Origin of the sequence: Candidatus Syntrophosphaera sp., from assembly GCA_019429425.1 — a bacterium.
Lineage (GTDB): Bacteria > Cloacimonadota > Cloacimonadia > Cloacimonadales > Cloacimonadaceae > Syntrophosphaera.
Window position 1 is genome coordinate 25,452 of record JAHYIU010000005.1, and the last position, 23,685, is coordinate 49,136.

Genomic DNA, 23,685 nt, shown 5'->3' on the forward strand with positions numbered 1-23,685 from the left:
GTATTTAGGCATGGTTTTGTTTTCCCCGGAAATTGACGGTGGTGGGAGAGGACGGTTCGCCCGGAGGGGTGAAATCCGGTGTCCACTCGGATGAGCAGCTCAGCTGCTGGGTGAAGACCCTCTTGAAACTGAGGTTTGACGCCTGGTCGAGGGCCTGTTGGTATTCATCCGGCCTCAGGCCGCGGTCCAGTTCGGGATAATTGGCGGCCCTTGCGGCGGGATAGTATTGGGCCATGAGGCTGAGGGAGACATTGGTCCCATAGTTGTCGAAAAGCAGGTTCAGGGCTGCTCGGGTTCCGGCCAGTCCGTTGGGAAGGACCAGATGGCGGATGAGGACGCCCTTGGTGGCGTTGCCATCTGCGTCGGTTTCCAGATCGCCAACCTGGGCGTACATTTCCTTGAGGGCCAGGAGGGCGACTTCGGGATAATCCCGGGCGGAGGAGTATTTGAGGGCATAGGCGGCGTGGGCGTATTTGAAATCCGGCAGATAGATGTCCACCAGCCCGGCCAGGCTTTGGAGGCTGGGCACGGACTCATAGGCGTTGCTGTTCCAGACGATGGGGATGGCCAGGCCCTTTGCTTTGGCGATCCGGATCGCTTCCGCCAGTTGGGGCGTGAAGTGGGTGGGGGAGACCAGGTTGACGTTGTGGGCTCCCGCGGTCTGGAGCTCGAGCATTGTCTCCGCGCAATCCTCTTCCGTGATGTGGTTTCCCCAGCCTCCCTGGGAGATGGTGTGGTTCTGGCAAAAGACGCAGTGCAGGTTGCAATGGGAGAGGAAGATCGTTCCGCTGCCCCGGGTTCCGCTCAGGACAGGCTCCTCGCCGTGATGGAGCTGGACCAGGTTGACCTTGAGGCGATGTCCCGCGCCGCAGAACCCCGTTTCCCGATAGCGGTCCACTCCGCAGGCCTGGGGGCAGACGCGGCAATCCTTTAGTTCGCTGTATTCCCTGCTCATATCTCTCTTAAGGAAAAAGCCTGGGGCAGGAGGGTGGCCAGGTCGGTCTCGATCGCCTGGAGGCGGTTGGCATAGACGATCCGGAGGCCGGGATTGAACTCCGCCAATACTTGGCGGCAGGCACCGCAGGGGGGAAAGAGCTTGTCGTCGCCCACGTAGATGGCGATGGCCGCGAAGTCCCTCTGGCCGGCGTTCACGGCCTGAAAGACGGCGTTGCGCTCGGCACAGCTGGAAAGCGAATAGGAGGCGTTTTCCACATTCGCTGCGGTGAATATGCTGCCATCCGCGCAGAGCAAGGCGGCGCCGACGCGGTAGCCTGAATAGGGGGCGTAGGCTTGGGCAGAGGCGGCTTTGGCCTGGGAGAGAAGAGCTTTTAATTCTGCGTTCATAGATTCCCCAGGAGGGCCAGGATCAGGCCTCCGGCGATGACGGAACCGATCTGTCCGCCGACGTTTACGGATACGGCAGGCATCAGGAGGAAATTGAAGGGGTCTTCTTTCTGGCCCATCTGATGCACCACCCGCGCGGACATCGGGAAGGCCGAGATCCCGCAGGCGCCTATCATGGGATTGAGCTTTTGCTTGCGAAAGAGGTTCATCAGCTTGGCGAAGAGGACCCCGCCGGCAGTGTCGAAGATGAAGGCGACCAGGCCCAGGGCGAAGATCAAAAGGGTGGTGGGGCGCAGGAAAGCCACGCCGCTCATGGTGGAGGCGATGCTGATGCCGAGGAAGATGGTCACGATGTTGGCGAGCTCGTTCTGCGCCGTCTTGGAAAGGCCGGGCAGGACCCCGCTTTCGCGGATGAGGTTGCCGAACATCAGGAATCCGATCAGGGCGACGGAGGCCGGCACAAAGATCCCGGCGATGAGGGTGACGATGATGGGAAAGAGGATCTTGACGATCTTGGGAACGTCCCCGGCGTTGTAATCCATGTGGATTTTGCGCTCCCCCTTGGTGGTGAGCAGGCGGATCACGGGAGGTTGGATGATGGGCACCAGGGCCATGTAGGAATAGGCGGCGACGGAGATCGCAGGCAGGAGATCGCGGGCGAAGCGATTGGCCACATAGATCGAGGTGGGGCCGTCCGCTGCGCCGATTATGCCGATCGCCCCGGCTTGCCTGAGGTCGAAGCCCAGCAAAGTGGCCACGGCCAGGGTTACGAAGATCCCCAATTGCGCTGCGGCTCCAAAGAGGAGCATGGAGGGATTCTTCAAGAGCGGTGTGAAATCGATCATGGCGCCGATGCCGATGAAGATCAGGAGGGGGAAAAGCTCCGTGCTGATGCCCGCGTTGAAGAGGATCTGGAGCGGCCCGTGCTCTCCGATGGCGGCGGAATTGGGGATATTGGCCAGGATCGTGCCAAACCCTATGGGAAGCAAAAGGGTGGGCTCGTACTTCCTGACTATCGCCAGATAAATCAGGACCAGTCCGATCAGGATCATGATGACCTGTTGGTATTCAAAGTCCAGAATTCCGCCAAATATGGCCTGCATGGGCAAACTCCCTAATTTATACTTGAAAATCCATTTATTTGCGGCGCGACATGTTTGTCAATGAGAATATCGCCGGAGGGCGCTTGTGTATCCCGCCTGAGCTTGTTTTTTGAAGGCAAATGAGGGGAAAGGCGAGCTAATCCCGAACGGCCGAAACCCGGAAGAAGCGCCTTTCCGCAAATGCGGCCACGATCCTCCAGACATTGATCTGAGCGGGGTCGAAGAGGCCCTCGGCGCTCACCTCAATGTAGCCGCCCCAGGGCTCATCTGCGGCGAAGACGTGATAGGCCACGGCTCCGGACAGAGGGGTGAGGGTCAGCCGGATGAATTCCCCCTCCAAGGCGATGGTGGCGGTGCCTTCCACATGGGCGATGATGCCGAGGGGGAAACTGGTGACGGGATAGTCCACGCTGATCTCGGAGGCTGCCACGGTGATCCGGAAGCTGTGGTAATTATCGTCGAAATCGGTGCCGTCAAAGGCCAGGATGATCGTTGCCGTGGTTGGATTCAGATGGCTGACGCTTTGGATGGAAAGCCCGGCGGGGGCGTCGTTCAGCACGAAACTGGAGATGGACAGTTCGGCGTCGAGAAAAGCGGCGTTCTGCAAACTGAAAGTGAGGGCCGCTCCCTGCAGATTGGTCTCCTCGAGGGTTTGGGCGGGCGTCAGGGTGGCTGTGGCAAGGACGGTATCCAAAAGGGTGACCCGCATAAAGGGTGAATACATGCCATAGTCGTCCTCGAACCAGGACCTCAGCCGGTAATAGTAGGTCGTTCCGGCGTTCAGGCCAGTGAAGCTCCGGCTGGTGGATAGGTTGACATTGAGGTTGACGTATCCGCCGACGAGGCTGGTGAACAGGCTGTCCGTGGCAAGCTGCAGGTAATAGGCGGTGGCGGAGATGGGCGTGCTCCAGTGGCCCGTGAAGCCGCTGGTGGTGACGCTGGAATTGGCAAGGGGGACCGGGGCCCAGATGTATTGGGCGTAGGCGGGGACGTCGATGAAGGGATTGCGGTTGCCCTGGCGTTCGTAGATGCGATCGTTGCGCCTCGCCTCGCGGGGGTCGGGCGGGTCCTGAACGTGCCATTGGAGCAGGGTGGCCAGCTTGCCGTAATGGGGCAGGTAGGCGCCTCCCTCGCTATAGAAGTGGTCCACCAGTTCCAGGTCGTAGCTGGTGTCAGTCCCTTCATAGCGGACGGCCATGTACATCATCATGCGGGCCACGTCGCCTTTGTCCTCGTAGCGCGGCTCCCAGGAATAGGAGGTGGAATAGCAGCCTGTCACACCGGAATAGCCTGCCGGAGGAGAGGAATCGACGTAGGGGCTGCCTCCGTTGCCAAAGTCCTTGTTGCTCTTGGAGAAATTGACAGTCGAGTCGCAGGGGCGGAGATGGTGGAGATCGGTGCCCGCGGGCGCCACATCGCCGAAATCGCCGTGGCTCTTGCTCCAAACGTGTTCCCGGTTCCAGTCCGTTCCCTCGTTGCCGAAGTCATCCTTGTCCACGCTCCAGCCGGTGTAGATCTCGATGATGTTATTGAAATTGTCCGGATCTTCGTCTGTGTAGGGGATCTGGGTGAGCAGGGCGGAATAGGAATACTGGGTGCTGTGGGTGTTTCTGAGCAGGATGTGGAGGTTACCCTTGAGCGCCGCCCCGTATCCGTAAACATCCGAGTAGTAGTCCGTCCCCTGCGAGGGCAGAGTGGTTGCGGAGGCAGGATTGCCCGTGGCCGGGACGGTCAGGTAGCGGATGAAAGTGCCGCTGCCGTTGTATTCATAGATCCGGAACCACCAGGTGGTGTCCGGTCCGAGGCCGGTGACTTCGCAGCCGTTGAAGGGTAGGTCTTCAATGATCTGAGTCGAGCCGTTGAAGATGACCTGTTCGCCCGCTCCCGCCCAGACCGGATTGGCCGGGAGGCTGGTCCCGTCCAGAGGATCGGTGAAGCTGTTCAGGGTGTTGATCTTGACGAGGCGGCGGGAACCGTTTCCGGGCGTCCATTCCAGCGCGATCGTCGAACTGGTGGGATAGCTGATGATCGCCGAAGCCTGCGCCGTGGGCGGATCGACCTCTTCTCCCGAGCCTTCAAAGCTGTGCCAGCCAAGATTGGTAAAGCTGTCCTGGGCATAGAGGTCCCATTCCGAGGCCAGGGTCGTAAATGCCCCGCTGCCAGTTCCAGTGGGGTTTTCAGTTATTCCGGCGCTGACCGACGGCTTGCGCACCAGAGTCCGGTCCTGGGTCGAATAGCCTCCGTCTCCAAGCCAGGCTGTTCCGGGATCGTCGCCGATCACGCCGAAGATATCAATATAATCCCCATTGCTGACCTTTCTTAGCACAATGGCGTCATCGCCATTGAAGTTGATCACGGAGTTGTTGATGATATCCGCCTGGTCGAGGATCAATTGGTTCGCCGAGCTGTGAGCCAGAACGAGCACCTCACCGTGGGGCAGATAACCGGAAAGGGTCAGGGGGGGAGATGGTGTGCTTGCTCCGTTGAAATAGGTTTCCAGTCTGTAGTCCGAGAGGTCCGCGGTGTTGCCGGTGCCGTTGAAGATCTCGAGCGCTTTGTTGTAGCTGGAACCTTCGATGTATTCGCTGATGAAGAGGTCTGCCGCGAACCCGGCCTGACCGCTCACTTCCCCGGCCACGGGCAGCAAGGCGTTTTCCGCCCCAAGGCTGGAATGGACTATGTAACCGCCGTAGGTCCCGCTCATGGCGCCAGTCATCCGGACCTGGATGAGGCCATTGAAAGCCGGGGGCAGGCTTGCTTGTGTTTGCCAGACCAAGCCTCCGTCTGATGAGATCTCGAAGCCATGTGGGGCGGCGATATCGATGTTTTCCGCCAAGTCCGTTCCAGAAAGCGAGTAGCTCTGGGCCGCGGAGGGAATCCCCACGGAGGTGCTGAAAGGCAAAAGATCGCCGCTGACAAGCAGCTCCGCGCTGGAAACATAGTCCGTTAGAGTGATGTCGTCGATGTTCAGCCGGTTGTTGGAAGTGCCGGTCTCGGTGGCCCGTTTGACGCGGATACGCACGTTTCCGGGCATGTTCACCGCCTGGGAAAAGGTCTGGGGGACATCGCTGGCCGGAGCCGTGAAGGAGGATCCGATCTGGATCCAGGAATTGCCCGCATCAACGCTGTACTCGGCCTTCCAATCGACCTGGGGATCGGTGCCGTAGCGCCGGTATAAAAAGGATAAGGTGCCCAGTCCGCCGCTCTTGTCTTCCAGCATGGTCATGGCCGAAGTTCCGTAGCCGCGCAGCCTGGCGGAGCGTTCGCCGTTCTTGAAATCTGCTTCCAGGGTGCCAATCAACACCTCTGTCAGATCCCAATCCAAGCCGCTAAGGTTGACCGTTCCGCTGGCATAGGCGGGTTTTATCTCGCTTGGTCCCTCAAAATTGACCACATACAGCCCAAAGCCAAGGGAAAAGGCGAAAATGGCGAAGGCGCAGGCCAGTGTTTTTCTAAGCATCTGAAAACTCCTGTACAGTGAGATGGCAAATCCACCACCAAAATAAACTCTAATTCTATTTGGGAATATCTGTCAAGCACAATGCCATGTTCAAGCAAGATTGGTTCCAGTCACGCTGGCAAGGGTTTGCTTTCCCGGCAGGGCTACCGGGGTTAAGCGCCAATGGATGAGCCAGTTGGCCGGCCAAAGTGAAAAAAGCCTTGCCGCTTAAGCTGTCCCGGGTTAATATGTCACCATAGATCAATCAAAACAAGAGGTATATGATGCACACATCACTGCATAATCTCCTTGCTACATTGCTATTGTTGGCCTTGATGCCTGCGCTGTTTGCTTTTGAAAGCACTCTGACCCTGCAGGGCGGGGTGGCCATTCCCACCGACGACGTCGATGGCGAAAATGTCTGGAAAGGCGCCTGGGGCCTTTCCTGGGACGCTTGGCTGACCAAATACCTGGCCCTGGGCATCAACCCCTATTTCAACAACCTTTTGGTCATGGACGGCGCGGACATGGACAGCTATTCCTCCTCGATCGAAGGCGTGGACGTCTATCTGAAGCTGCGCCCGACCAATTTTCTGACCCTCAATTTCAAGGATGTGGCCATCATCAACCGCGTTTCCCCCTTCGCCGCGCTGGGGGTGGGATACGCGCATCACGGCAGCAAGAGCGTCCAGGGGCTGCCGGAGCTTGATAGGAGCAAATACATGTACGTGCTGCCGAACGTGGCGGCCGGAATCTCACTACTCACCAAATGGAATACCACTTTGGATCTGGGTGTAAAATATGACTATACAAACACCGACCGGATCGACTTCAAAAACACAGGGTACTGGCAGGACGGATACATCACTCCCTACATCGGGCTGGGCCTCCATTTTGGCGGACGCAAGGCCGCTTTGCAGCCCGTTATCCTGGCTACGGCGGCATTTGGCGATTTTTCCACCACCCAGGGAACTCCATCAGCAGCCCAAAGCTACACTCTGGCGGGAACCGACCTGACCGGAGACATCAATGTAATAGCCCCGGAAGGTTACGAGTTATCGCTGGATGGCGGATCGACCTGGGCCAAAACAGCCACCTGGAAGCAGGGTTCCGACCTGCCAATTCTGGTGCGCCTGACCGGAGAAGAGGCCGGGGCTTTTAACGGCAACATCGTCAATTCCAGCCTTGGGGCAGTCACTCTCAACCTGCCCGTGTTCGGCATCGTTCAGGAATACATTGCTCCCCAGCCCGAGATCACATCCGTGGGGACCTTCACCAGGTTCAGCACGGAAGAGGGGAGTCCCTCAGCCGCCCAGAGCGTCCGCATCTCCGGAAAAGACCTGGCTGGCATGATAAGCGTTAGCGCGCCCGAGGGCTATGAGATCTCCGCGGACGGAGGCCAGACCTGGGTCAAGACCGCCACCCTGAGATCCGATTTCGACGGAACCGTATGGGCCCGCCTCACCGGAACGCAGCCTGGCGACTATGAAGGACATGTCATATTCTCCAGCGCAGGGGCGCCCGACCTGAGGCTGCCAGTTTCAGGCCGCGTGAACGAAAAGATGCCCGAACCGGTCAAAGAGATCGATCCCGGGCTGATCCAGACAGTCGTGCACTTTGAGACCTACCTGTATGAAATCTCCCCTTCCGATAAACTCCTGCTCGACGCCCTGGCTGCCGGCCTGAAAGAATTCCCCGGAGTGAAACTTTTGGTACGGGGTCACACAGACAACAGCGGAAATGACCGCATCAACATTCCCCTGGGCGAGAACCGCGCCAAGGCCGTGAAGGAATACCTCGTCAGCAAAGGTGTTGAGGCCGACCGCCTGGAAACCAAAGGATACGCGGCCACCGTTCCCATGGACACCAACGAAACCGTGGAAGGTCGCGCCAATAACCGCCGCACCGATTTCGCGGCCAGCAATTGATCCTCCTCCATAATACAAGGAAAGGGCCCGGTTTTGCCGGGCCTTTTTCGCTCATCCGGCTTTTGAACATGTTACAATTGCTGGCAGCCGTTTATTTTAATCTACAGATTCCGGCAAAAATTCAGAAATAATCCTTGACAAGTGGCGGGTCTGGAATTCTTATGGCGATTAGAAATTTTATTAATCAAGAGGTGCCACATGAACGTAAGCTTACGCAATCTTCTGCTAGTAGTGATCGCGTTGGCCCTGCTGCCGGCCGTATACGCGTTTGAAAGCACTCTGACCCTGCAGGGCGGAGTGAATATCCCCCACGACGACATAGAAGGCGAAAATGAACTGATGGCCTCCTGGGGCCTCTCCTGGGAAGCCTGGGTGACCAAAGCCCTGGGTATCGGCGTCAATCCCTATTTCACCAACCTGCTGGTCAAACCAGGCGACGGCGACTATGGCTATTCCTCTTCCATCGAAGGAGTGGACGTATACCTGAAGCTGCGGCCGGACCGCATTTTGGCCATCAATTTCAGCGAAGAAGCGGCCCTCAGCCGGATCTCGCCTTTCATTGCCCTCGGAGCAGGCTACGCGGCCCACGGCAGCAAAACGATCATGGATACTCCCTATGATAACAGCAACGAATACATGGTCGTGCTGCCCCATCTGGCAGCGGGGATCTCTTTTTTGACCAAAGCGAACTCCACTTTCGACCTTGGCGTCAAATACAACTACACCGATACCGACATCATCGACATGATACCGTCCGGCGACTGGAATGACGGCTATTTCATGCCCTACGTGGGCCTGGGCATCCATTTCGGGACCCGCCAGCCGCCGCAGATCGTCGTAGATGGCGCCTTCAGCCGCTTCGGAACGGAACTTGGCACCCCTTCCGCCCCTCAAAGCTACAACATCTCCGGCAAACGCCTCAAAGAACCGATCACCATCACCGCGCCGGACGGCTATGAGCTCTCCATCGACGGCGGGCGCAGCTGGACATCCTCGGCGACATTGGATCCCCGGTCTGACCGCCCTGTCCTGGTGCGCATGACCGGCCTCCAAAGCGGAGTCTTCCAAGGCCAGGTCCTCAACGCCAGCCCCGGAGCGGCGCTCGTGAGGATGCCCCTCACCGGAGTGGTCGTGGCGCCGAGAGAGCCGGCCAGGATCAATATCAGCGGCAACATCAGCGGCTTCACCACGGAAGTGGGCACGCCTTCAGATCCCCAGCCCTTCAACCTTTCCGGGACCAATCTCGAGGAAAGGATCAATCTCCGTGCCCCCAACGGCTATGAGCTCTCCACCGACGGCGGCAAGACCTGGGGAGCCTCGACCAGCCTGGATCCAGATTATGTGGGAACGATCTGGGTACGCCTGACCGGAGCCCAAATGGGGCGCTACGAAGGTATCGTCGAGACAACCAGCGCGGGCGCGCTGAGCATTAACCTTCCCGTTTCCGGTGTGGTCGGCGAATTCACCAGAACCCCGCGCATCGGCATCAGCGGCAACCTCAGCGGCTTCTCCACGGAAAAGGGAACCCCTTCCGAGCCCCAAAGCTACAATATCAACGGCTCCAACCTCAGCGGCTGGATCACCATCACCGCCCCCAACGGCTATGAGATCTCCATCGACGGCGGCCAGACCTGGGTGCCCACGGGCAATGTGGACGCCAGCTTCAGCGGCCCGGTCTGGATCCGCATGACCGGCCTCCAAACCGGCGCTTTCCAGGGCTTTGTAATGCACACCAGCGCGGGCGTCGAGAATGCCATGCTCCCCGTTTCCGGTAACGTGAACGAACATCCGGAAATGGTTGCCCTGGAGGAAGACCTCTATATCCACATTGTCCATTTCCCCACCAACGAATACCTCATCCCCGCGGAAGACAAGCTGTTTCTCGACCGCGTGGCCGAATCGATGAAAAAGCTGCCCAACGTCAGGATCCAGGTCCAGGGCCACACAGACAGCACCGGCGGCGACAAGATCAACATCCCGCTTTCCCTGAACCGCGCCAAATTCGTGCGTGACTACCTGATCAACCGCGGGATCGACATCGCCCGCATCGACGTCAAAGGCTTCGCCTCCGAGCGCCCCGTCGAATCCAACGATACCAAAGAAGGACGCCGGGCAAACCGCCGCGCCGACATCGTCATCGTGGATTGAACTAAATCAATAGAACAAATATCAGGGGCCCGGACTTCCGGGCCCTTTCTTTTTGCCCTCGATTCATGCCGGCCATTCCGCCCCCTGGCCCAGCCCCATTCCCTGTCTGACATTCACCGCACACATCCCCAATGTTGTTCGGAGTGTGTAGGGCGAAACTACCAGTGGCGTGGCCGGCTGGAAAGATGGTTCAAGCGCCGGAATCCCCAGCGGTAAAGGCGATCCGACCACTTGGTGGCGGCCGCTGGGTTTGAGGCTGGTTTTCGCCAGGTTATAAATTTTCACGGGAGCCTTGACAAAAAAGGGGCTGTGGAATTTTTTGCGCCGAACCGGGGAATCCGGTTATGTAAATAGAGTGTGAGCAAGAAAGAGATTGACAAAAAACAGGCACTGAAATTGCTTGGTTAAACTTGACGCCGATGTAGCTCAATGGCAGAGCAATTGATTTGTAATCAATAGGTTGGGGGTTCAACTCCCTTCATCGGCTCCAGAAATTGTGGACAGGTGGTCGAGTGGTTAATGGCACTGGGCTGTAAACCCAGCGACGCGAGTCTACGGAGGTTCGAATCCTTCCCTGTCCACCACTTTTTTAGACCATAGGCCAGCGGGAGTAGCTCAGTTGGCTAGAGCATCAGCCTTCCAAGCTGAGGGTCGCGGGTTCGAACCCCGTTTCCCGCTCCAAATTTGACGGTGATAGAAGCTCAAGTAGCTCAGCAGGTAGAGCACCTCCTTGGTAAGGAGGAGGTCATCGGTTCGAGTCCGATCTTGAGCTCCAGTTCTTTAAAACTAAATAAAACACGACATGGGATCCAGCAAGGGTCCCAGGAGGAAAAATGGCAAAAGAAAAATTCGTACGTAACAAGCCACACATCAACGTTGGTACGATCGGCCACATTGACCATGGCAAGACGACGCTCACTGCAGCGATCACTTTGTATTTGAGCAAGAAGGGCGGCGCCAAATTCCGTTCCTTTGACAGCATTGACAATGCGCCGGAAGAGAAAGCCCGCGGTATAACCATCGCCACAGCCCACGTGGAATATGAATCCGACAAGCGCCACTACGCGCATGTTGACTGCCCCGGACACGCAGACTATATCAAGAACATGATCACAGGCGCTGCGCAGATGGACGGAGCCATCCTCGTCGTGAGTGCCGCGGACGGCCCGATGCCCCAGACCCGTGAGCACATCCTGCTCGCCCGTCAGGTGGGCGTTCCCGCCATCGTGGTGTTCATGAACAAGTGCGACCTGGTCGACGATCCCGAATTGCTCGACCTGGTGGAAATGGAAGTCCGCGAACTTCTGGAAAAATATGAGTTCCCCGGCAGCGACCTGCCCGTGATCCGCGGTTCCGCCCTCAAAGCCCTCAACGGCGATCCCGAAGGCGAAGCCCAGGTCCAGGAACTGATCGACGCAGTCGACACCTATATCCCGGAACCCGACCGCGCGACAGACAAGCCCTTCCTGCTGCCCGTGGAAGATGTGTTCTCCATCCCCGGACGCGGAACCGTGGCCACTGGCCGTGTGGAACGCGGCGTGATCAAGCTTGGCGACAAGGTTGAACGCGTGGGGATCAGGGAAACCGTGGAAACCACCTGCACAGGCGTGGAAATGTTCCGCAAACTACTCGACGAAGCCCAGGCCGGCGACAACATCGGCGTGCTCCTGCGCGGCTTTGCCAAGACGGACGTGGAACGCGGCATGGTTTTGGCCAAACCCAAATCCATCACCCCCCACACCAAGTTTGTTGGCCAGACCTACGTGCTCACAGCCGACGAAGGCGGACGCCAGAAGCCTTTCCGCACTGGCTACCGTCCCCAGTTCTACTTCCGGACCACCGACGTGACCGGGACCCTCACCCTGCCTGAAGGCGTGTTGATGGTCATGCCCGGCGACAACGTCGAGATCAGCGCTGAACTCATCACTCCCATCGCCATGGAACAGGGCCTCCGCTTCGCCATCCGCGAAGGCGGCCACACCATCGGCAGCGGAGTCGTTTCCAAAGTGCTCGAATAGGCACGGTAGCAAACAATGAGAGATATCGTCATCCTGGCTTGCGAGGATTGCAAGAACCGTAATTATACGACCACCCGCAACAAGCGCAAGCATCCGGAAAAGATGGAGCTGAAGAAATTCTGCCCCAGTTGCCGGAAACACACGACGCACAAACAGCGCTAAGCGCTGGCATAGATGTTGCAGGACAGTAGTTCAACTGGTAGAGCACCGGTCTCCAAAACCGGGGGTTGCGGGTTCGATTCCTGCCTGTCCTGCCACATGACGCATTGCGATCCGAGCTTTGGCAAGCAATATTAAATGGTAGAAAAATGAAAAAACTGATCGAAAAGATAAGCCGCTTCTTCCACGAAGTTTACATTGAGATGAGATCTGTGGCCTGGCCCAGCAAGGCAGACGTCAAGGAGGGAACGATGGTAGTGATCGTGATCTCCGCCATCGTGGGCGTCTTTCTGAGCCTGGTCGACTACGGCTTCGGCCAGATCGTCAATCTGGTCTTTTAAAGGAACAGCAAGCCATAATGAAATGGTATGTGATCCATACCTACTCGTCTCACGAGAACAAGGTTAAGACGGCCATCGAAAAAGGCCTGGAAGGAACTCCGCTGAGCGAATGCGTCGGGCAGCTCCTGGTTCCCGTGCGTAAGTCCTTCATCATCCGCGAAGGGAAAAAGGTCGAGCGCGAGCGCAAGCTCTTCACCAGCTACGTGATCATCGAAGCGGACCTGACCCCTGAACTCCGGACCTACATTCTGAACATCGCCGGAGTCACCAAGTTTTTGGGCCAAAGCAAGGAACACAAGGATCCCATTCCTCTGGACGAAGAGGAAGTGAACAGGCTGCTCGGCATCGCCGACAGAGACAAGGAACCGGGCAAGGCATTTTCCTACATGCCCGGGGATATGGTGAAAGTGACCACGGGTCCATTCTCTGATTTTGAGGGCATCGTGCAAAAGGTCGCGGACGACGGGGCCAAACTGGTGATCGATGTGACTGTTTTCGGCAGGCGCACACCGGTGGAACTGAACTCCAACCAAGTGGAAATCATTAGAAAATAAGCTATAATAGATGAGGAAATAGAATGGCAAAACCAAAAGACGCCGTGGCAATGCTCAAACTCCAGCTTCCGGCAGGCAAGGCGACTCCCGCCCCTCCGGTCGGCCCCGCTTTGGGCCAGGTGGGAGTGAATATCCCCGAATTTTGCCGCCAGTTCAACGAAAAAACGGCCGACCAGCCCGGGATGGTCTTTCCCGTGGTGATCTATGTCGCCAAGAATAAATCCTTTACTTTTGAGATAAAGACCCCGCCCGCCTCGATCTTGATCAAGAAAGAAGCTGGGCTGGCCAAAGGCTCGCCCACGCCGAACAAGGCCAAGGTGGGCCATATCAATCAGGATCAGCTGCGCGCCATCGCCCAGCTCAAGATCCAGGACATGAATTGTAATACCCTTGAATCTGCTATGAGTATGATCGCTGGCACTGCAAGGAGCATGGGAGTCGTCGTTGACGACTGATGCCCCCTGTGCAGGAGATTGTAATCATAAGGAGAGTCAATGAAACATAGTAAAAGGTACAACACTGCCTATTCGATGTATGACCGCCAGAAAAGGTATGAGATCGACGAAGCTCTGAAGATCTTGAAGACGTATCCGGCTTCCAAGTTCGACGAGACCGTCGAGGTTCATTTCAATCTGGGGGTCGATCCTCGAAAAGCCGATCAGCAGATCCGCAACTCGCTGGTTTTGCCCCATGGAACGGGCAAGGTCACGCGCGTGCTGGTCTTTGCCGAAGGCGACAAGGCAGACGAAGCCAGGAAAGCTGGCGCCGATTACGTTGGATTGGATGATCTGATGGAAAAGATTTCGGGCGGTTGGTTCGATTTCGACGTCGTGGTCACCACACCCACCCTGATGGGACGGATCGGCAAACTGGGAAGGATTTTGGGCCCCCGCGGCCTGATGCCCAATCCCAAGGTTGGTACCGTTACCATGGACGTGGGAAAAGCTGTTGAGGAATCAAAGGGGGGCAAGATCGCCTACCGTGTCGATAAATTCGGCAATCTGCACATCCTCTTTGGCAAGATCAGCTTTTCCGCGGAGATGCTCAAGGACAACCTCAAAGTCGTTCTGGCGGCCGTTCTCAAGGACCGCCCCGCGACCTTGAAAGGTGTCTATATCAAGAGCATCACGCTCTGCTCGACCATGGGACCCGGCATCAAACTGCAAATCGCAAGCGCAACCCTGGAAGCGAAGAGCTAAGGGAAGGTTGAAATGGTTCAAAGTGGAAAATTAGACATCGTAGCACAACTGAAAGAACGTTTGAATGGCGCCAAAGCGATCGTACTGGTGGATTACAAGGGAATTAACGTGGAACAGGTGAACATGCTGCGCAACCAATTCCGGGATGTGCAGGTGGACTATCTGGTCCAAAAGAACACCCTGATCAAGATAGCTCTCAATGATCTGGGCATAAACGAGCTGGACGAATACCTGGTGGGACCTACCGCGCTGGCGATCTGCCATGCAGACGAGGTCGCCCCGGCCAAGGTGCTCGTCAAATTTGTCAAGGAAGTGATGGAAGATGCGCCTTTCCCCAGCTTCAAAGCCGGTTACGTGACTGGTCACGTGTTCAACCAGGCTGAATTGCTGTACCTGGCCAAGCTGCCCTCCCGCGAGGAGCTGATCGCCAAGGTCCTGGGAAGCCTGAACGCCCCCATCAGCAACTTTGTCAACCTGTCCCAAGGCATCATCCGTAAATTTGTGTATGCGCTCGATGCCATTGCCAAGAATAAGGCAAGCTAAAAATAATCATATCATTCTGGAGGAAAAATGTCCGATAAAAAACAACAAGTTATTGACCTGATCAAAGAGATGACAGTGCTCGAGCTTTCGGATCTGGTCAAAGAGATGGAAGAGATATTTGGCGTTTCCGCTGCCGCCCCCGTAGCCGTTGCTGCTGCTCCTGCCGCTGGCGGAGCCGCGGAAGCCAAGGAAGAACAGACCGAATTCGACGTACATCTGATGAGTGCCGGCGAGAAGAAGATCAACGTGATCAAAGTCGTGCGCGAGATCACCAAGCTTGGGCTCAAGGAAGCCAAGGACCTGGTCGACGGCGCGCCCAAAGTCGTCGTGGAAAAAGTCAGCAAAGAAGAAGCCGAATCCGTTAAGAAGAAACTCGAAGAAGTCGGTGCTTCTGTCGAACTTAAGTAAGGGATACCAAACCCTTTCAAGCGTCCAAAAAAAGTCCCCAGGGACTTTTTTTGGACTTGTTATGCTTCAGTTTACAGAGAATTCAGATTGTCAGAGCGATACCCCTGTCCATCCCATACGGCAGGCAGTTTAGCGCATCTCATGCAAGAATCACAAAAGCAAACCAATTACCAAGCAACGGTTAGACACCGCAAAGGAGTGAGCTTTTGAGAAAGATCAAAAGTTTTTCCAAGGTTTCCGGACGCTTTGCCGAACTGGGCATCCCGGAAGTGGAAATACCCAATCTGCTGGCCATGCAAGTGGACTCGTTCAACGACTTTTTACAGAAGGACATTCATCCCCAGCGCCGCGAACGAAAAGGTCTTCAGGAAGTTTTTGAGTCCATCTTTCCGATTGAGGATGTCAAAGGCAATTTTTTGCTGGAATTCCAAGAATATAACGTTCTCCAAGAAAAGTATACCATCGACGAATGCCGTGAACGAAACCTTTCCTATCAGGCTCCCCTGAAAGCCAAGATGCGCTTGAGCGTCTTTGAGGAAAACGAGGGCGTGCGTGAGCACAAGGACACGATCGAACAGGACGTTTTTCTAGGCGAGATCCCACTGGTGACTGAACAGGGCACCTTTGTCGTCAACGGTGCCGAAAGGGTAGTTATCTCACAGTTGCAGCGCTCTCCCGGCGTGTTTTTCTCGGAGGAAAAGCATCCCAGCGGGAAAACCCTGTATTCGGCAAAAGTGATCCCTTATAACGGATCCTGGCTGGAATTTGACATAGATATCCACGACGTGATGTATGTGCACATCGACAAACGCCGCAAACTGCCCGTGACCATTCTGCTCCGCGCGATCGGCATTTCCACGAACGGCGACCTGCGCAGGGTTTTTTACGAATCTGAGGATCTCAAGCTCAAGGAAGCCAAAGGCCGCCACCTATTCCACGACATCATGGTCCCCGACAATGAAGAGCCCCAGGCCCTGGCCAACGAACAGGTCACCGACAGTCTGATCAAGCATTTGGAATCTCTGGGCATCAAGAAAGTCGAGGTTATCGACTACAACTTTGAAATTGCCCGCAAGGTTTTGGAAAACACCATTGCCAAGGATCCCACCGATAACCAAGAAGAAGCCCTGAAAAAGATCTACAGCCTGATCCGTCCTGGCGAGGACGCCCCTCTGGAAGCTGCCAAACAGCTTGTGGACAGGATGTTCTTCAATGAGAAAAGGTACAATCTTGATGAGGTGGGTCGCTACAAGATCAACACTCGCTTGGGCATCAACGTCGATCCCAATGTCCTCACGCTTTGCGTCGAGGATTTCGTCCACATATTCAAAACCCTGATCAATATCTACAACGACAAGGATGAGGTCGACGACATAGACAATCTGTCCAACCGCCGCGTCCGCACGGTTGGCGAATTGCTACAGGAGCAATATAAGACCGGGTTATCCATGGTGGCGCGCATCATCCAGGAACGCATGGCCATTTCGAACACAGACGAGATCACAGTGCACGACCTGGTGAACAGCAACGCGCTTATCTCTGTGGTGCAGTCGTTCTTCCTCACCGGCCAACTATCCCAGTTCATGGAACAGACAAATCCGCTGGCGGCCCTGCGGCATAAACGTGCCTTCTCGGCTTTGGGACCAGGCGGCCTGACCCGCGAACGGGCGGGCTTTGAGGTCCGCGATGTCCATGCTTCCCACTACGGCAGGGTTTGCCCGGTGGAAACACCCGAAGGGCCCAACATCGGACTGATCGTTTCACCTTCAATCTACTCCCGGATCAACCAGTTCGGTTTCATCGAAACGCCTTATCGGAAAGTGGTCGATGGCAGGATCACGGACGATTATGAGTTTTTCGATGCTGCCCAGGAAGAAAACTTCATCATCGCCCAATGCGATGTGCATCTTGACGATAAGCGCAGGATAACCGATGAAGCAGTGTTTGCCCGCGAAAAAGGGGAATTTATTTTGGTTGATCCCAAGCAGGTGCAATATATGGATGTGGCTCCCCAGCAGATGGTTTCCGTATCCGCCGCCATGATCCCCTTCCTCGAGCACGACGACGCCAACCGCGCACTGATGGGCTCAAACATGCAGCGCCAGGCGGTTCCGTTGATCAATCCTGTCGCTCCCATCGTCGGCACCGGCATGGAAAAGATCGCCGTTTCGGACACTTCCAACATTGCGGTGGCCCCCTATGACGGAGTGGTCACCAACGTCACCTCCTCCTATGTGGAGATCAAACCGCTGAGTGAGAAGGACGAGGCATTCTACCTCGGGACCGGCAACCGCATCGAACTGAAGAAATTTGTCCGTACCAACCAGGATACCTGCAATAATCAGAGGCCGGTGGTCCGGATTGGGGACACTGTCCGGAAGGGACAACCCATTTCTGACGGCGCTTGCGTCGAAGACAATCGTCTCGCCTTGGGGACCAACATGCTCGTGGCTTTCATGCCCTGGTACGGTTACAACTATGAAGACGCCATCATTCTCAGCGAAAAAGTGGCCCGGGAAGACACCCTGACCTCCATATACATCGAAGAGATGGAGGTACTTGTCCGCAACGTGAAGAATGGCCGTGAGGAACTTGCATACGACATTCCCAATGTGCCGGCCCATGCGCTCCGGAATCTGGATAAAACAGGAATCATCCGCGTCGGTTCAGTGATCCACGCCGGGGATATCATCGTTGGAAAGGTTACCCCCAAGAGTATCGAGATCGATCCCTCCCCCGAAGAAAACCTGATGCGGGCGCTGTTTGGCGACCGTGCTGGAGATTTCACCAACAGTTCTCTGAAAGCCAAACCCGGCATGGAGGGCGTGGTCATCGACGTTAAGATGTTCTCGCGCCTGGAAGAGGGGGCAGAAAGCCTGGAAGATCAGGACGACAAGTATATCAAGCTTAAAAACGACCTCAACCTTCGCCGCAAGAAAGTGGAGGAATTCAAGGAAGAGAAGCTCAGCGCCGCGTTACTCGGCGAAGTGGCCAAGAATATCTGGGACGAGAAGACAAACGCGCACTTTATCATGCCTGGCAAGAAGATCACCAAGAAGGACCTCGAACGCATAAACTTCAAGAAACTGGACCTGGAAGCCGAACTTGTTGCTGATCACGCCAAGAACGAACAGATCTACAGCGACATCATCCTCAAGATAAAACAATCCCTCGAACAAAGCGAAAACATCTACCGCAAATCCCGCGAACGGATCAAGCATGGAGATGAGCTTCCCTATGGAGTTCGCAAGATGGTGAAGGTCTTCGTGGCCAAGAAACGCAAGATCGAGGTCGGCGATAAAATGGCCGGCCGGCACGGCAACAAGGGCGTGATCTCAATTGTTGCCCCGATCGAGGATATGCCCTTCACGGAAGACGGATCCCCGGTGGACATAGTTTTGAACCCCCTGGGCGTGCCCTCACGCATGAACATCGGACAGATCATGGAGACCCATCTGGGCATGGCTGCCCATGCTCTTGGCTATGATGTGGAAACCCCAATCTTTGACGGTGCGTCCGTCCAGGACATTGAGTCAGCCCTCAGTGAAGCGGGATTTCCGGTGGACGGCAAACAGGTCTTGTACGACGGAAAATCCGGCAGGCCTTTCAAAGAAAGGGTTACCATCGGCATCATTTACATGATGAAGCTGAACCACCTGGTGGCGGACAAAATGCACGCCCGCTCCACGGGCCCCTATTCCCTCATCACGCAGCAGCCCCTGGGTGGAAAAGCCCAGCACGGCGGGCAGCGTCTGGGAGAAATGGAGGTCTGGGCTTTGGAAGCTTACGGCGCGGCCCACCTTCTGGAAGAAATGCTCACCATCAAATCAGATGACGTGGATGGCAGGAACAACGCATTCAAGGCCATCACCAGAGGGGAAAACCCTCCGGCTCCGGGTGTTCCGGAATCCTTCAATGTGCTCATCAGCGAGCTCAAATCGCTGGGTTTCGACATTGAGTTCATCAAAGAATCAGAAAAGAGCGAAGGGAGGTAGGCGTGTTAAAAGACACCAGACGTGAAATCCGCCCCAATGATTACGATTTCGTGCGCATCAAACTCGCCGCGCCGGAAACCATCGTCAACGAATGGTCCCACGGTGAGGTCACCAAACCGGACACCCTGAACTACCGCACCCTCAAACCAGAAAAGGACGGCTTGTTCTGTGAAAGGATCTTTGGCCCGGAACGGGACTATGAATGCGCCTGCGGAAAGTATAAAAAGAAACGCTTTGCCAATACGGTCTGCGATCGCTGTAACGTGCTCGTGACCACATCCCGCGTGCGCAGGACCCGCATGGGGCACATCTCCCTCGCGGTCCCCATAGCCCACATCTGGTTCGTGAAGAGCGCTCCCAGCAAGATAGGCACCCTGCTGGACATGACGGTCAAAGACCTGGAACGCATCCTCTATTACGAATCCTTCATCGTCATCGACCCGGGCGACAGCCCCTATGAGAAATATGAACTGATCGAAGTCGACGAATACTACGAGATCAAGGACAAGGTGGGGGACAATTTCCTCGCTATGATGGGCGCGGAAGCGATCCGGGAGTTACTGGCCCGCATTGATCTCAATAATGAGGCCCTGAATATCCGTTCGCGCCTCAAGATGGAAAAGGCCACCCTGCACAAGCAGAAGCTGATCAATAAGCTGAAGATCGTGGATGCCTTCCTCAAGTCCGGGAACCGTCCTGAGTATATGATCCTGGAAGCCTTGCCAGTTTTGCCGCCAACCCTGAGACCCCTGGTCCCGTTGGAAGGCGGAAGATTTGCCACCGCGGATTTCAATGATCTCTATCGCCGCGTGATCACGCGCAACAACCGTTTGAAACAACTTTTGGACATTCGCGCTCCTGAAGTGATCTTGCGCAACGAAAAGCGCATGCTCCAGGAAGCCGTGGACGCCCTGATCGACAATTCGCGCAAACCGCGCCCGGTGAGGGGCAGAGGCAATCGGCCCCTGAAATCCCTGACCGATCAGCTGAAAGGAAAACAAGGCCGGTTCCGCCAGAACCTGCTGGGAAAACGCGTTGACTACTCCGGACGTTCCGTGATCACGGTCGGGCCGGAACTGAAGCTGTATCAATGCGGCATTCCCAAGGATATGGCCGTCGAACTTTTCAAGCCCTACCTCATCGAGCGCTTGCAGAAGATGGGCGAAGTGGACAAGGTCAAAAACGCCAAAAAGCTCATTGAGAAGAAACAGCCGGAGATCTGGTCCATCCTGGAGGATGTGATCAAGGATTATCCCGTTCTGCTCAACCGCGCGCCGACCTTGCACCGTTTGGGCATCCAGGCCTTCATGCCTGTGCTTACGGACAACAAGGCCATCCAACTGCATCCCATGGTCTGCGTTCCTTTCAACGCGGACTTCGACGGTGACCAGATGGGCGTTTACGTGCCTCTGTCCACCGAAGCCCAGATCGAAGCAAGGGTTTTGATGCTTGCGACCCGCAATCTGCTCCTGCCGGCAAACGGCAGGCTGGCCATGGCGGCAAACCAGGACATCGTGCTCGGCTGCTACTACCTGACCATGATCGAACATCCCGAACCGGAAGACGTATCGAAGGTCCGTCATTTCTACAGCCCAGATGAAGTGATGGCCGCCTATGAAGCGGAAGAACAACTATACGCCATCAAAGGAGAAATGGAAGGGGAACGTAGTTTGGACCTGCACACCTGGATTCGGGTCAAAGTCGACAACAATTTTATCTCGACCACGGTTGGCAGGGTTATCTTCAACCAGATAATTCCGCCTGAGGTGGGATTCCAAAACATCACCTATGATAAAGGCAAACTGAATGACCTTGCCATGCTTTGTTTTGACGCGGTGGGGCAATGGCGGACCGCCCAGATGCTTGACCAACTCAAGGAGCTTGGCTTTGGCTATGCCACCCGGGCCGGAGTGACCTTCAGTTTCAGCGACATCGTTGCTCCCAAACGCAAGGATGAGATCATCGAGCAGTCCGAGGAAGAGGTCAAGAAGGTGTTTGACCTTCACCAGAAAGGCGGCATCACCGAAAACGAGCGTTTCGGGCGCATCGTCGACCTCTGGAAAAAGACCACTGTCCGCGTGACCGACGAGATGATGGAAGAGCTCTCGCACAGCAGAAACGGGCTCAACTCCATCTATATGATGTTCAAATCCGGGGCCAGGGGCAGCAAGGACCAGATCAAGCAATTGGGCGGCATGCGCGGCTTGATGGACAAGCCTGCCAAGATCGGCTCCACCGGTGGCGCCGATGTCATCGAAACTCCGATCAAATCGAATTTCCGCGACGGCCTCACGGTGTTGGAGTACTTCGTCTCAACCCACGGCGCCCGCAAGGGACTGGCAGATACAGCCCTCAAAACGGCTGACGCTGGATACCTGACCCGCCGCCTGGTCGACGTGGCTCAAAATGCCATCATCCAAATGGAAGACTGCGGAGCCAGCCGTGGCGTGCACATGAGTGTCCTCAAGGAAGGCAACGAAGTTGTAACCACACTTGCTGATCGCATCCAAGGCAGGACTGCTGTTGACGATGTGGTCGATCCGGTCACGGGCAAAGTCCTTGTCCATAGCGGACAGGAGATAAGCAATAAAATGGCGCGTACCATCCAAAATCACGGCATTATCAGCGTTCATGTGCGTTCAGTGCTGACCTGCGAAGCCGAGCGAGGCATCTGCGCCAGATGCTACGGGCGCAACCTGGCCACGCAAAAACCAGCCACGGTTGGCGATCCGGTTGGCATCATTGCGGCCCAGAGCATTGGTGAGCCCGGCACGCAGCTAACTCTGCGGACCTTCCACATCGGAGGCGCCGCCAGCACCACGACCGAATTGGCGGAAGTTGTTGCCAGCCATGACGGCTTCATCCGCTTCGACCGCATGAACACGGTTTCGAACATCGATAACCAGCTCATATCGGTCAGCCATCTGGGCAAGATCTTCATCATGGATGAAGAAAACAAGAAGGTATTGGAAGAATACAAGGTCGAATACGCGGCCACGGTGCATGTGCGCGATGGGCAGAAGGTCGTTCAAAACACCAAACTGCTCAGTTGGGACCAGTTCAACAATCCCCTGATCTCGACCGCCAAGGGTGTCCTGCATTATGAAAACTTCGTCAAGGACATTACCTTCAAAGAAGAATACAACGACATCACCTATTCCCGCGACATCACGATCATCGAATCCAAAGACCGAAAGAAGCAGCCGCAGTTCCGCGTGGTCAGCGAAGAAGGAAGCGCGGTGTTTATCCCATTGCCGTCAGGGCTGGTGATACGCGTGGAAGACGGAAGCTTCGTGCATACGGGCGACATTCTGGGCCAGACCTCGCGCATGACGATCAAACAGCGCGACATCACGGGCGGCCTGCCCCGCGTACAGGATCTTTTCGAAGCCCGCGTGCCCAAGGACAAGGCCAAGATCTCGGACATCGAAGGGATCGTCACCATCGGCGGTTTGAAAAAGACAGGCCGCGATATCTTCGTCACACCGCAAAACGGGGTCTTTGCCCCCATCGACGGCAAGATCCAGGTTCAATCTGACGAATTCCAGGATCAGATAGTCATCCTGACCGACAAGGCGGTCTATGCGGAAAAGGATGGCAAGGTGACCATCGTGGAAGAAAATAAGAAAAAGATGGTCTCCATCGCCAAACGCAATGCCAAAGCGACGGTCTACGAGATCCCCAAGGGAATGCAGATCATCGTCAGCAACGACCAGAATGTGAAAGCCGGAGCCGCTCTTTGCGGAAGGGTCCTGGAGATCCCGCCCATGCAGGAAAGCATTGTCAGCGATGGTGATATGGTCAAAAAAGGCCAGCCCCTCGCCGGCAGGAAATATTCCATTCCTTCAGGCAAGCGGATCATAGTCCACCAGGGCGACCATGTGGAAAGCGGCGACGCCCTATCCGACGGCCCCTTCGATCCGCACGACATGCTGGTAAAAGGTATCATAGAAGCCCAGCTCATGATCCTCAACGAAGTGCAGGAGATCTACCGCAAACAGGGCGTGAAGATCGACGACAAGCACGTCAGTGTGATCATCCGCCAGATGTTCAAAAAGGTGCGCATTACCGATAGCGGCAGCACTTCCTTCCTCGAAGGGGACATCGTGGACAAGATCACCGTGGAGAAGGAAAACCGCGAGATCATCCAATTTGGCAAGACTCCCGCGCAGTTCGAACAACTCCTGCTGGGGATCACCAAAACCTCTCTGCTCACCGATAGCTGGCTTTCCGCCGCATCCTTCCAGGAAACCACCAAGGTTCTCACCAAGGCTTCCATCGAGGGACGCGTCGACCGCCTCGAAGGACTCAAGGAAAGCATCATCCTGGGCCATCGCATCCCTGTGGGAACCGGAACCAAGCTTTACAACACCATGCTTGAGGAAGCTGTCAATTCCGGCGAAACAGTGGCCCAGATTGTCGACCGCTTTGCCCATCCGCAAGGAGATGAGGAAGCGGAGGATTATTTCAATTTCTAACCAACTAAAGATAAATATCATGGAGGTA

At 56.0% G+C, this 23,685-nt stretch carries 16 protein-coding genes and 5 tRNA genes; 17 read left to right on the top strand and 4 right to left on the bottom strand.

Going from position 1 to position 23,685, the window contains the following annotated elements:
• Nucleotides 1–4: 4 nt before the first annotated feature.
• From K0B87_01120 to K0B87_01135, 4 genes are all read right to left on the bottom strand, one after another.
• The gene (locus K0B87_01120; GenBank protein ID MBW6513345.1) at nucleotides 5–955 is read right to left on the bottom strand and encodes a radical SAM protein; all 951 of its coding nucleotides are present in this window, start codon (nucleotides 953–955) and stop codon (nucleotides 5–7) included.
• Nucleotides 952–1,344, bottom strand: coding sequence for a cytidine deaminase (locus K0B87_01125; GenBank protein ID MBW6513346.1), 393 nt, complete (start codon nucleotides 1,342–1,344; stop codon nucleotides 952–954). Before K0B87_01125 ends, K0B87_01120 begins: the two co-directional genes overlap by 4 nt.
• Nucleotides 1,341–2,447: a sodium ion-translocating decarboxylase subunit beta gene (locus K0B87_01130; GenBank protein ID MBW6513347.1), complete on the bottom strand. Its 1,107-nt coding sequence runs from the start codon at nucleotides 2,445–2,447 to the stop codon at nucleotides 1,341–1,343. Before K0B87_01130 ends, K0B87_01125 begins: the two co-directional genes overlap by 4 nt.
• A gap of 136 nt (nucleotides 2,448–2,583) precedes the next feature.
• Entirely contained in the window at nucleotides 2,584–5,907 is a 3,324-nt protein-coding gene (locus K0B87_01135) for an endonuclease (protein MBW6513348.1), read from the bottom strand.
• Between the two features lie 314 nt (nucleotides 5,908–6,221).
• On the opposite strand from K0B87_01135, the gene K0B87_01140 reads away from it, so the two are divergent.
• The 17 genes from K0B87_01140 to rpoC all read left to right on the top strand — a co-directional run bounded on the left by K0B87_01140 (nucleotide 6,222) and on the right by rpoC (nucleotide 23,657).
• Nucleotides 6,222–7,814 carry an OmpA family protein gene (locus tag K0B87_01140; protein MBW6513349.1) on the top strand — a complete coding sequence of 531 codons (1,593 nt, stop codon included), beginning with the start codon at nucleotides 6,222–6,224 and terminating at the stop codon, nucleotides 7,812–7,814.
• Between the two features lie 198 nt (nucleotides 7,815–8,012).
• On the top strand, nucleotides 8,013–9,962 hold the full coding sequence (locus K0B87_01145) for an OmpA family protein (GenBank protein MBW6513350.1): 1,950 nt from the start codon (nucleotides 8,013–8,015) through the stop codon (nucleotides 9,960–9,962).
• Between the two features lie 415 nt (nucleotides 9,963–10,377).
• Nucleotides 10,378–10,452 (top strand) — tRNA-Thr (locus K0B87_01150).
• Between the two features lie 8 nt (nucleotides 10,453–10,460).
• Nucleotides 10,461–10,546, top strand: a tRNA-Tyr gene (locus K0B87_01155).
• A 20-nt stretch (nucleotides 10,547–10,566) separates the two neighbouring features.
• Nucleotides 10,567–10,643, top strand: a tRNA-Gly gene (locus K0B87_01160).
• A gap of 18 nt (nucleotides 10,644–10,661) precedes the next feature.
• A tRNA-Thr gene (locus K0B87_01165) sits at nucleotides 10,662–10,737 on the top strand.
• 58 nt (nucleotides 10,738–10,795) lie between these two features.
• Nucleotides 10,796–11,980 (top strand): elongation factor Tu, encoded by a 1,185-nt coding sequence (tuf, locus tag K0B87_01170; protein MBW6513351.1) that lies wholly within the window; start codon nucleotides 10,796–10,798, stop codon nucleotides 11,978–11,980.
• Nucleotides 11,981–11,995: 15 nt separating this feature from the next.
• A complete protein-coding gene (gene rpmG, locus K0B87_01175; protein ID MBW6513352.1) occupies nucleotides 11,996–12,142 on the top strand; it encodes a 50S ribosomal protein L33 in 147 nt (48 codons plus the stop codon).
• A gap of 19 nt (nucleotides 12,143–12,161) precedes the next feature.
• A tRNA-Trp gene (locus K0B87_01180) sits at nucleotides 12,162–12,237 on the top strand.
• Nucleotides 12,238–12,288: 51 nt separating this feature from the next.
• Entirely contained in the window at nucleotides 12,289–12,480 is a 192-nt protein-coding gene (gene secE, locus K0B87_01185) for a preprotein translocase subunit SecE (protein MBW6513353.1), read from the top strand.
• A gap of 17 nt (nucleotides 12,481–12,497) precedes the next feature.
• A complete protein-coding gene (gene nusG, locus K0B87_01190; GenBank protein MBW6513354.1) occupies nucleotides 12,498–13,034 on the top strand; it encodes a transcription termination/antitermination protein NusG in 537 nt (178 codons plus the stop codon).
• A gap of 23 nt (nucleotides 13,035–13,057) precedes the next feature.
• Nucleotides 13,058–13,489 (top strand): 50S ribosomal protein L11, encoded by a 432-nt coding sequence (gene rplK, locus K0B87_01195; GenBank protein ID MBW6513355.1) that lies wholly within the window; start codon nucleotides 13,058–13,060, stop codon nucleotides 13,487–13,489.
• A gap of 39 nt (nucleotides 13,490–13,528) precedes the next feature.
• Nucleotides 13,529–14,233, top strand: coding sequence for a 50S ribosomal protein L1 (rplA, locus tag K0B87_01200; protein ID MBW6513356.1), 705 nt, complete (start codon nucleotides 13,529–13,531; stop codon nucleotides 14,231–14,233).
• A gap of 12 nt (nucleotides 14,234–14,245) precedes the next feature.
• Complete coding sequence (rplJ, locus tag K0B87_01205) at nucleotides 14,246–14,776, top strand: 50S ribosomal protein L10 (GenBank protein MBW6513357.1); 531 nt, start codon at nucleotides 14,246–14,248, stop codon at nucleotides 14,774–14,776.
• A 27-nt stretch (nucleotides 14,777–14,803) separates the two neighbouring features.
• The gene (gene rplL / locus K0B87_01210; GenBank protein ID MBW6513358.1) at nucleotides 14,804–15,184 is read left to right on the top strand and encodes a 50S ribosomal protein L7/L12; all 381 of its coding nucleotides are present in this window, start codon (nucleotides 14,804–14,806) and stop codon (nucleotides 15,182–15,184) included.
• A 206-nt stretch (nucleotides 15,185–15,390) separates the two neighbouring features.
• Nucleotides 15,391–19,179: a DNA-directed RNA polymerase subunit beta gene (gene rpoB, locus K0B87_01215; GenBank protein ID MBW6513359.1), complete on the top strand. Its 3,789-nt coding sequence runs from the start codon at nucleotides 15,391–15,393 to the stop codon at nucleotides 19,177–19,179.
• A gap of 2 nt (nucleotides 19,180–19,181) precedes the next feature.
• Nucleotides 19,182–23,657, top strand: a complete 4,476-nt coding sequence (gene rpoC, locus K0B87_01220; GenBank protein MBW6513360.1) for a DNA-directed RNA polymerase subunit beta' — start codon at nucleotides 19,182–19,184, stop codon at nucleotides 23,655–23,657.
• Nucleotides 23,658–23,685 lie beyond the last annotated feature (28 nt).

Coding starts and splice junctions, on each gene's coding strand:
- K0B87_01130 (MBW6513347.1), bottom strand. CDS start 2,447: ATGCAGGCCATATTTGGCGGAATTCTGGACTTTGAATACCAACAGGTC.
- rplK (MBW6513355.1), top strand. CDS start 13,058: ATGGCAAAACCAAAAGACGCCGTGGCAATGCTCAAACTCCAGCTTCCG.
- rplA (MBW6513356.1), top strand. CDS start 13,529: ATGAAACATAGTAAAAGGTACAACACTGCCTATTCGATGTATGACCGC.
- tuf (MBW6513351.1), top strand. CDS start 10,796: ATGGCAAAAGAAAAATTCGTACGTAACAAGCCACACATCAACGTTGGT.
- rpmG (MBW6513352.1), top strand. CDS start 11,996: ATGAGAGATATCGTCATCCTGGCTTGCGAGGATTGCAAGAACCGTAAT.
- K0B87_01140 (MBW6513349.1), top strand. CDS start 6,222: ATGCCTGCGCTGTTTGCTTTTGAAAGCACTCTGACCCTGCAGGGCGGG.
- K0B87_01120 (MBW6513345.1), bottom strand. CDS start 955: ATGAGCAGGGAATACAGCGAACTAAAGGATTGCCGCGTCTGCCCCCAG.
- K0B87_01125 (MBW6513346.1), bottom strand. CDS start 1,344: ATGAACGCAGAATTAAAAGCTCTTCTCTCCCAGGCCAAAGCCGCCTCT.
- secE (MBW6513353.1), top strand. CDS start 12,289: ATGAAAAAACTGATCGAAAAGATAAGCCGCTTCTTCCACGAAGTTTAC.
- rplJ (MBW6513357.1), top strand. CDS start 14,246: ATGGTTCAAAGTGGAAAATTAGACATCGTAGCACAACTGAAAGAACGT.
- rplL (MBW6513358.1), top strand. CDS start 14,804: ATGTCCGATAAAAAACAACAAGTTATTGACCTGATCAAAGAGATGACA.
- K0B87_01145 (MBW6513350.1), top strand. CDS start 8,013: ATGAACGTAAGCTTACGCAATCTTCTGCTAGTAGTGATCGCGTTGGCC.
- K0B87_01135 (MBW6513348.1), bottom strand. CDS start 5,907: ATGCTTAGAAAAACACTGGCCTGCGCCTTCGCCATTTTCGCCTTTTCC.
- nusG (MBW6513354.1), top strand. CDS start 12,498: ATGAAATGGTATGTGATCCATACCTACTCGTCTCACGAGAACAAGGTT.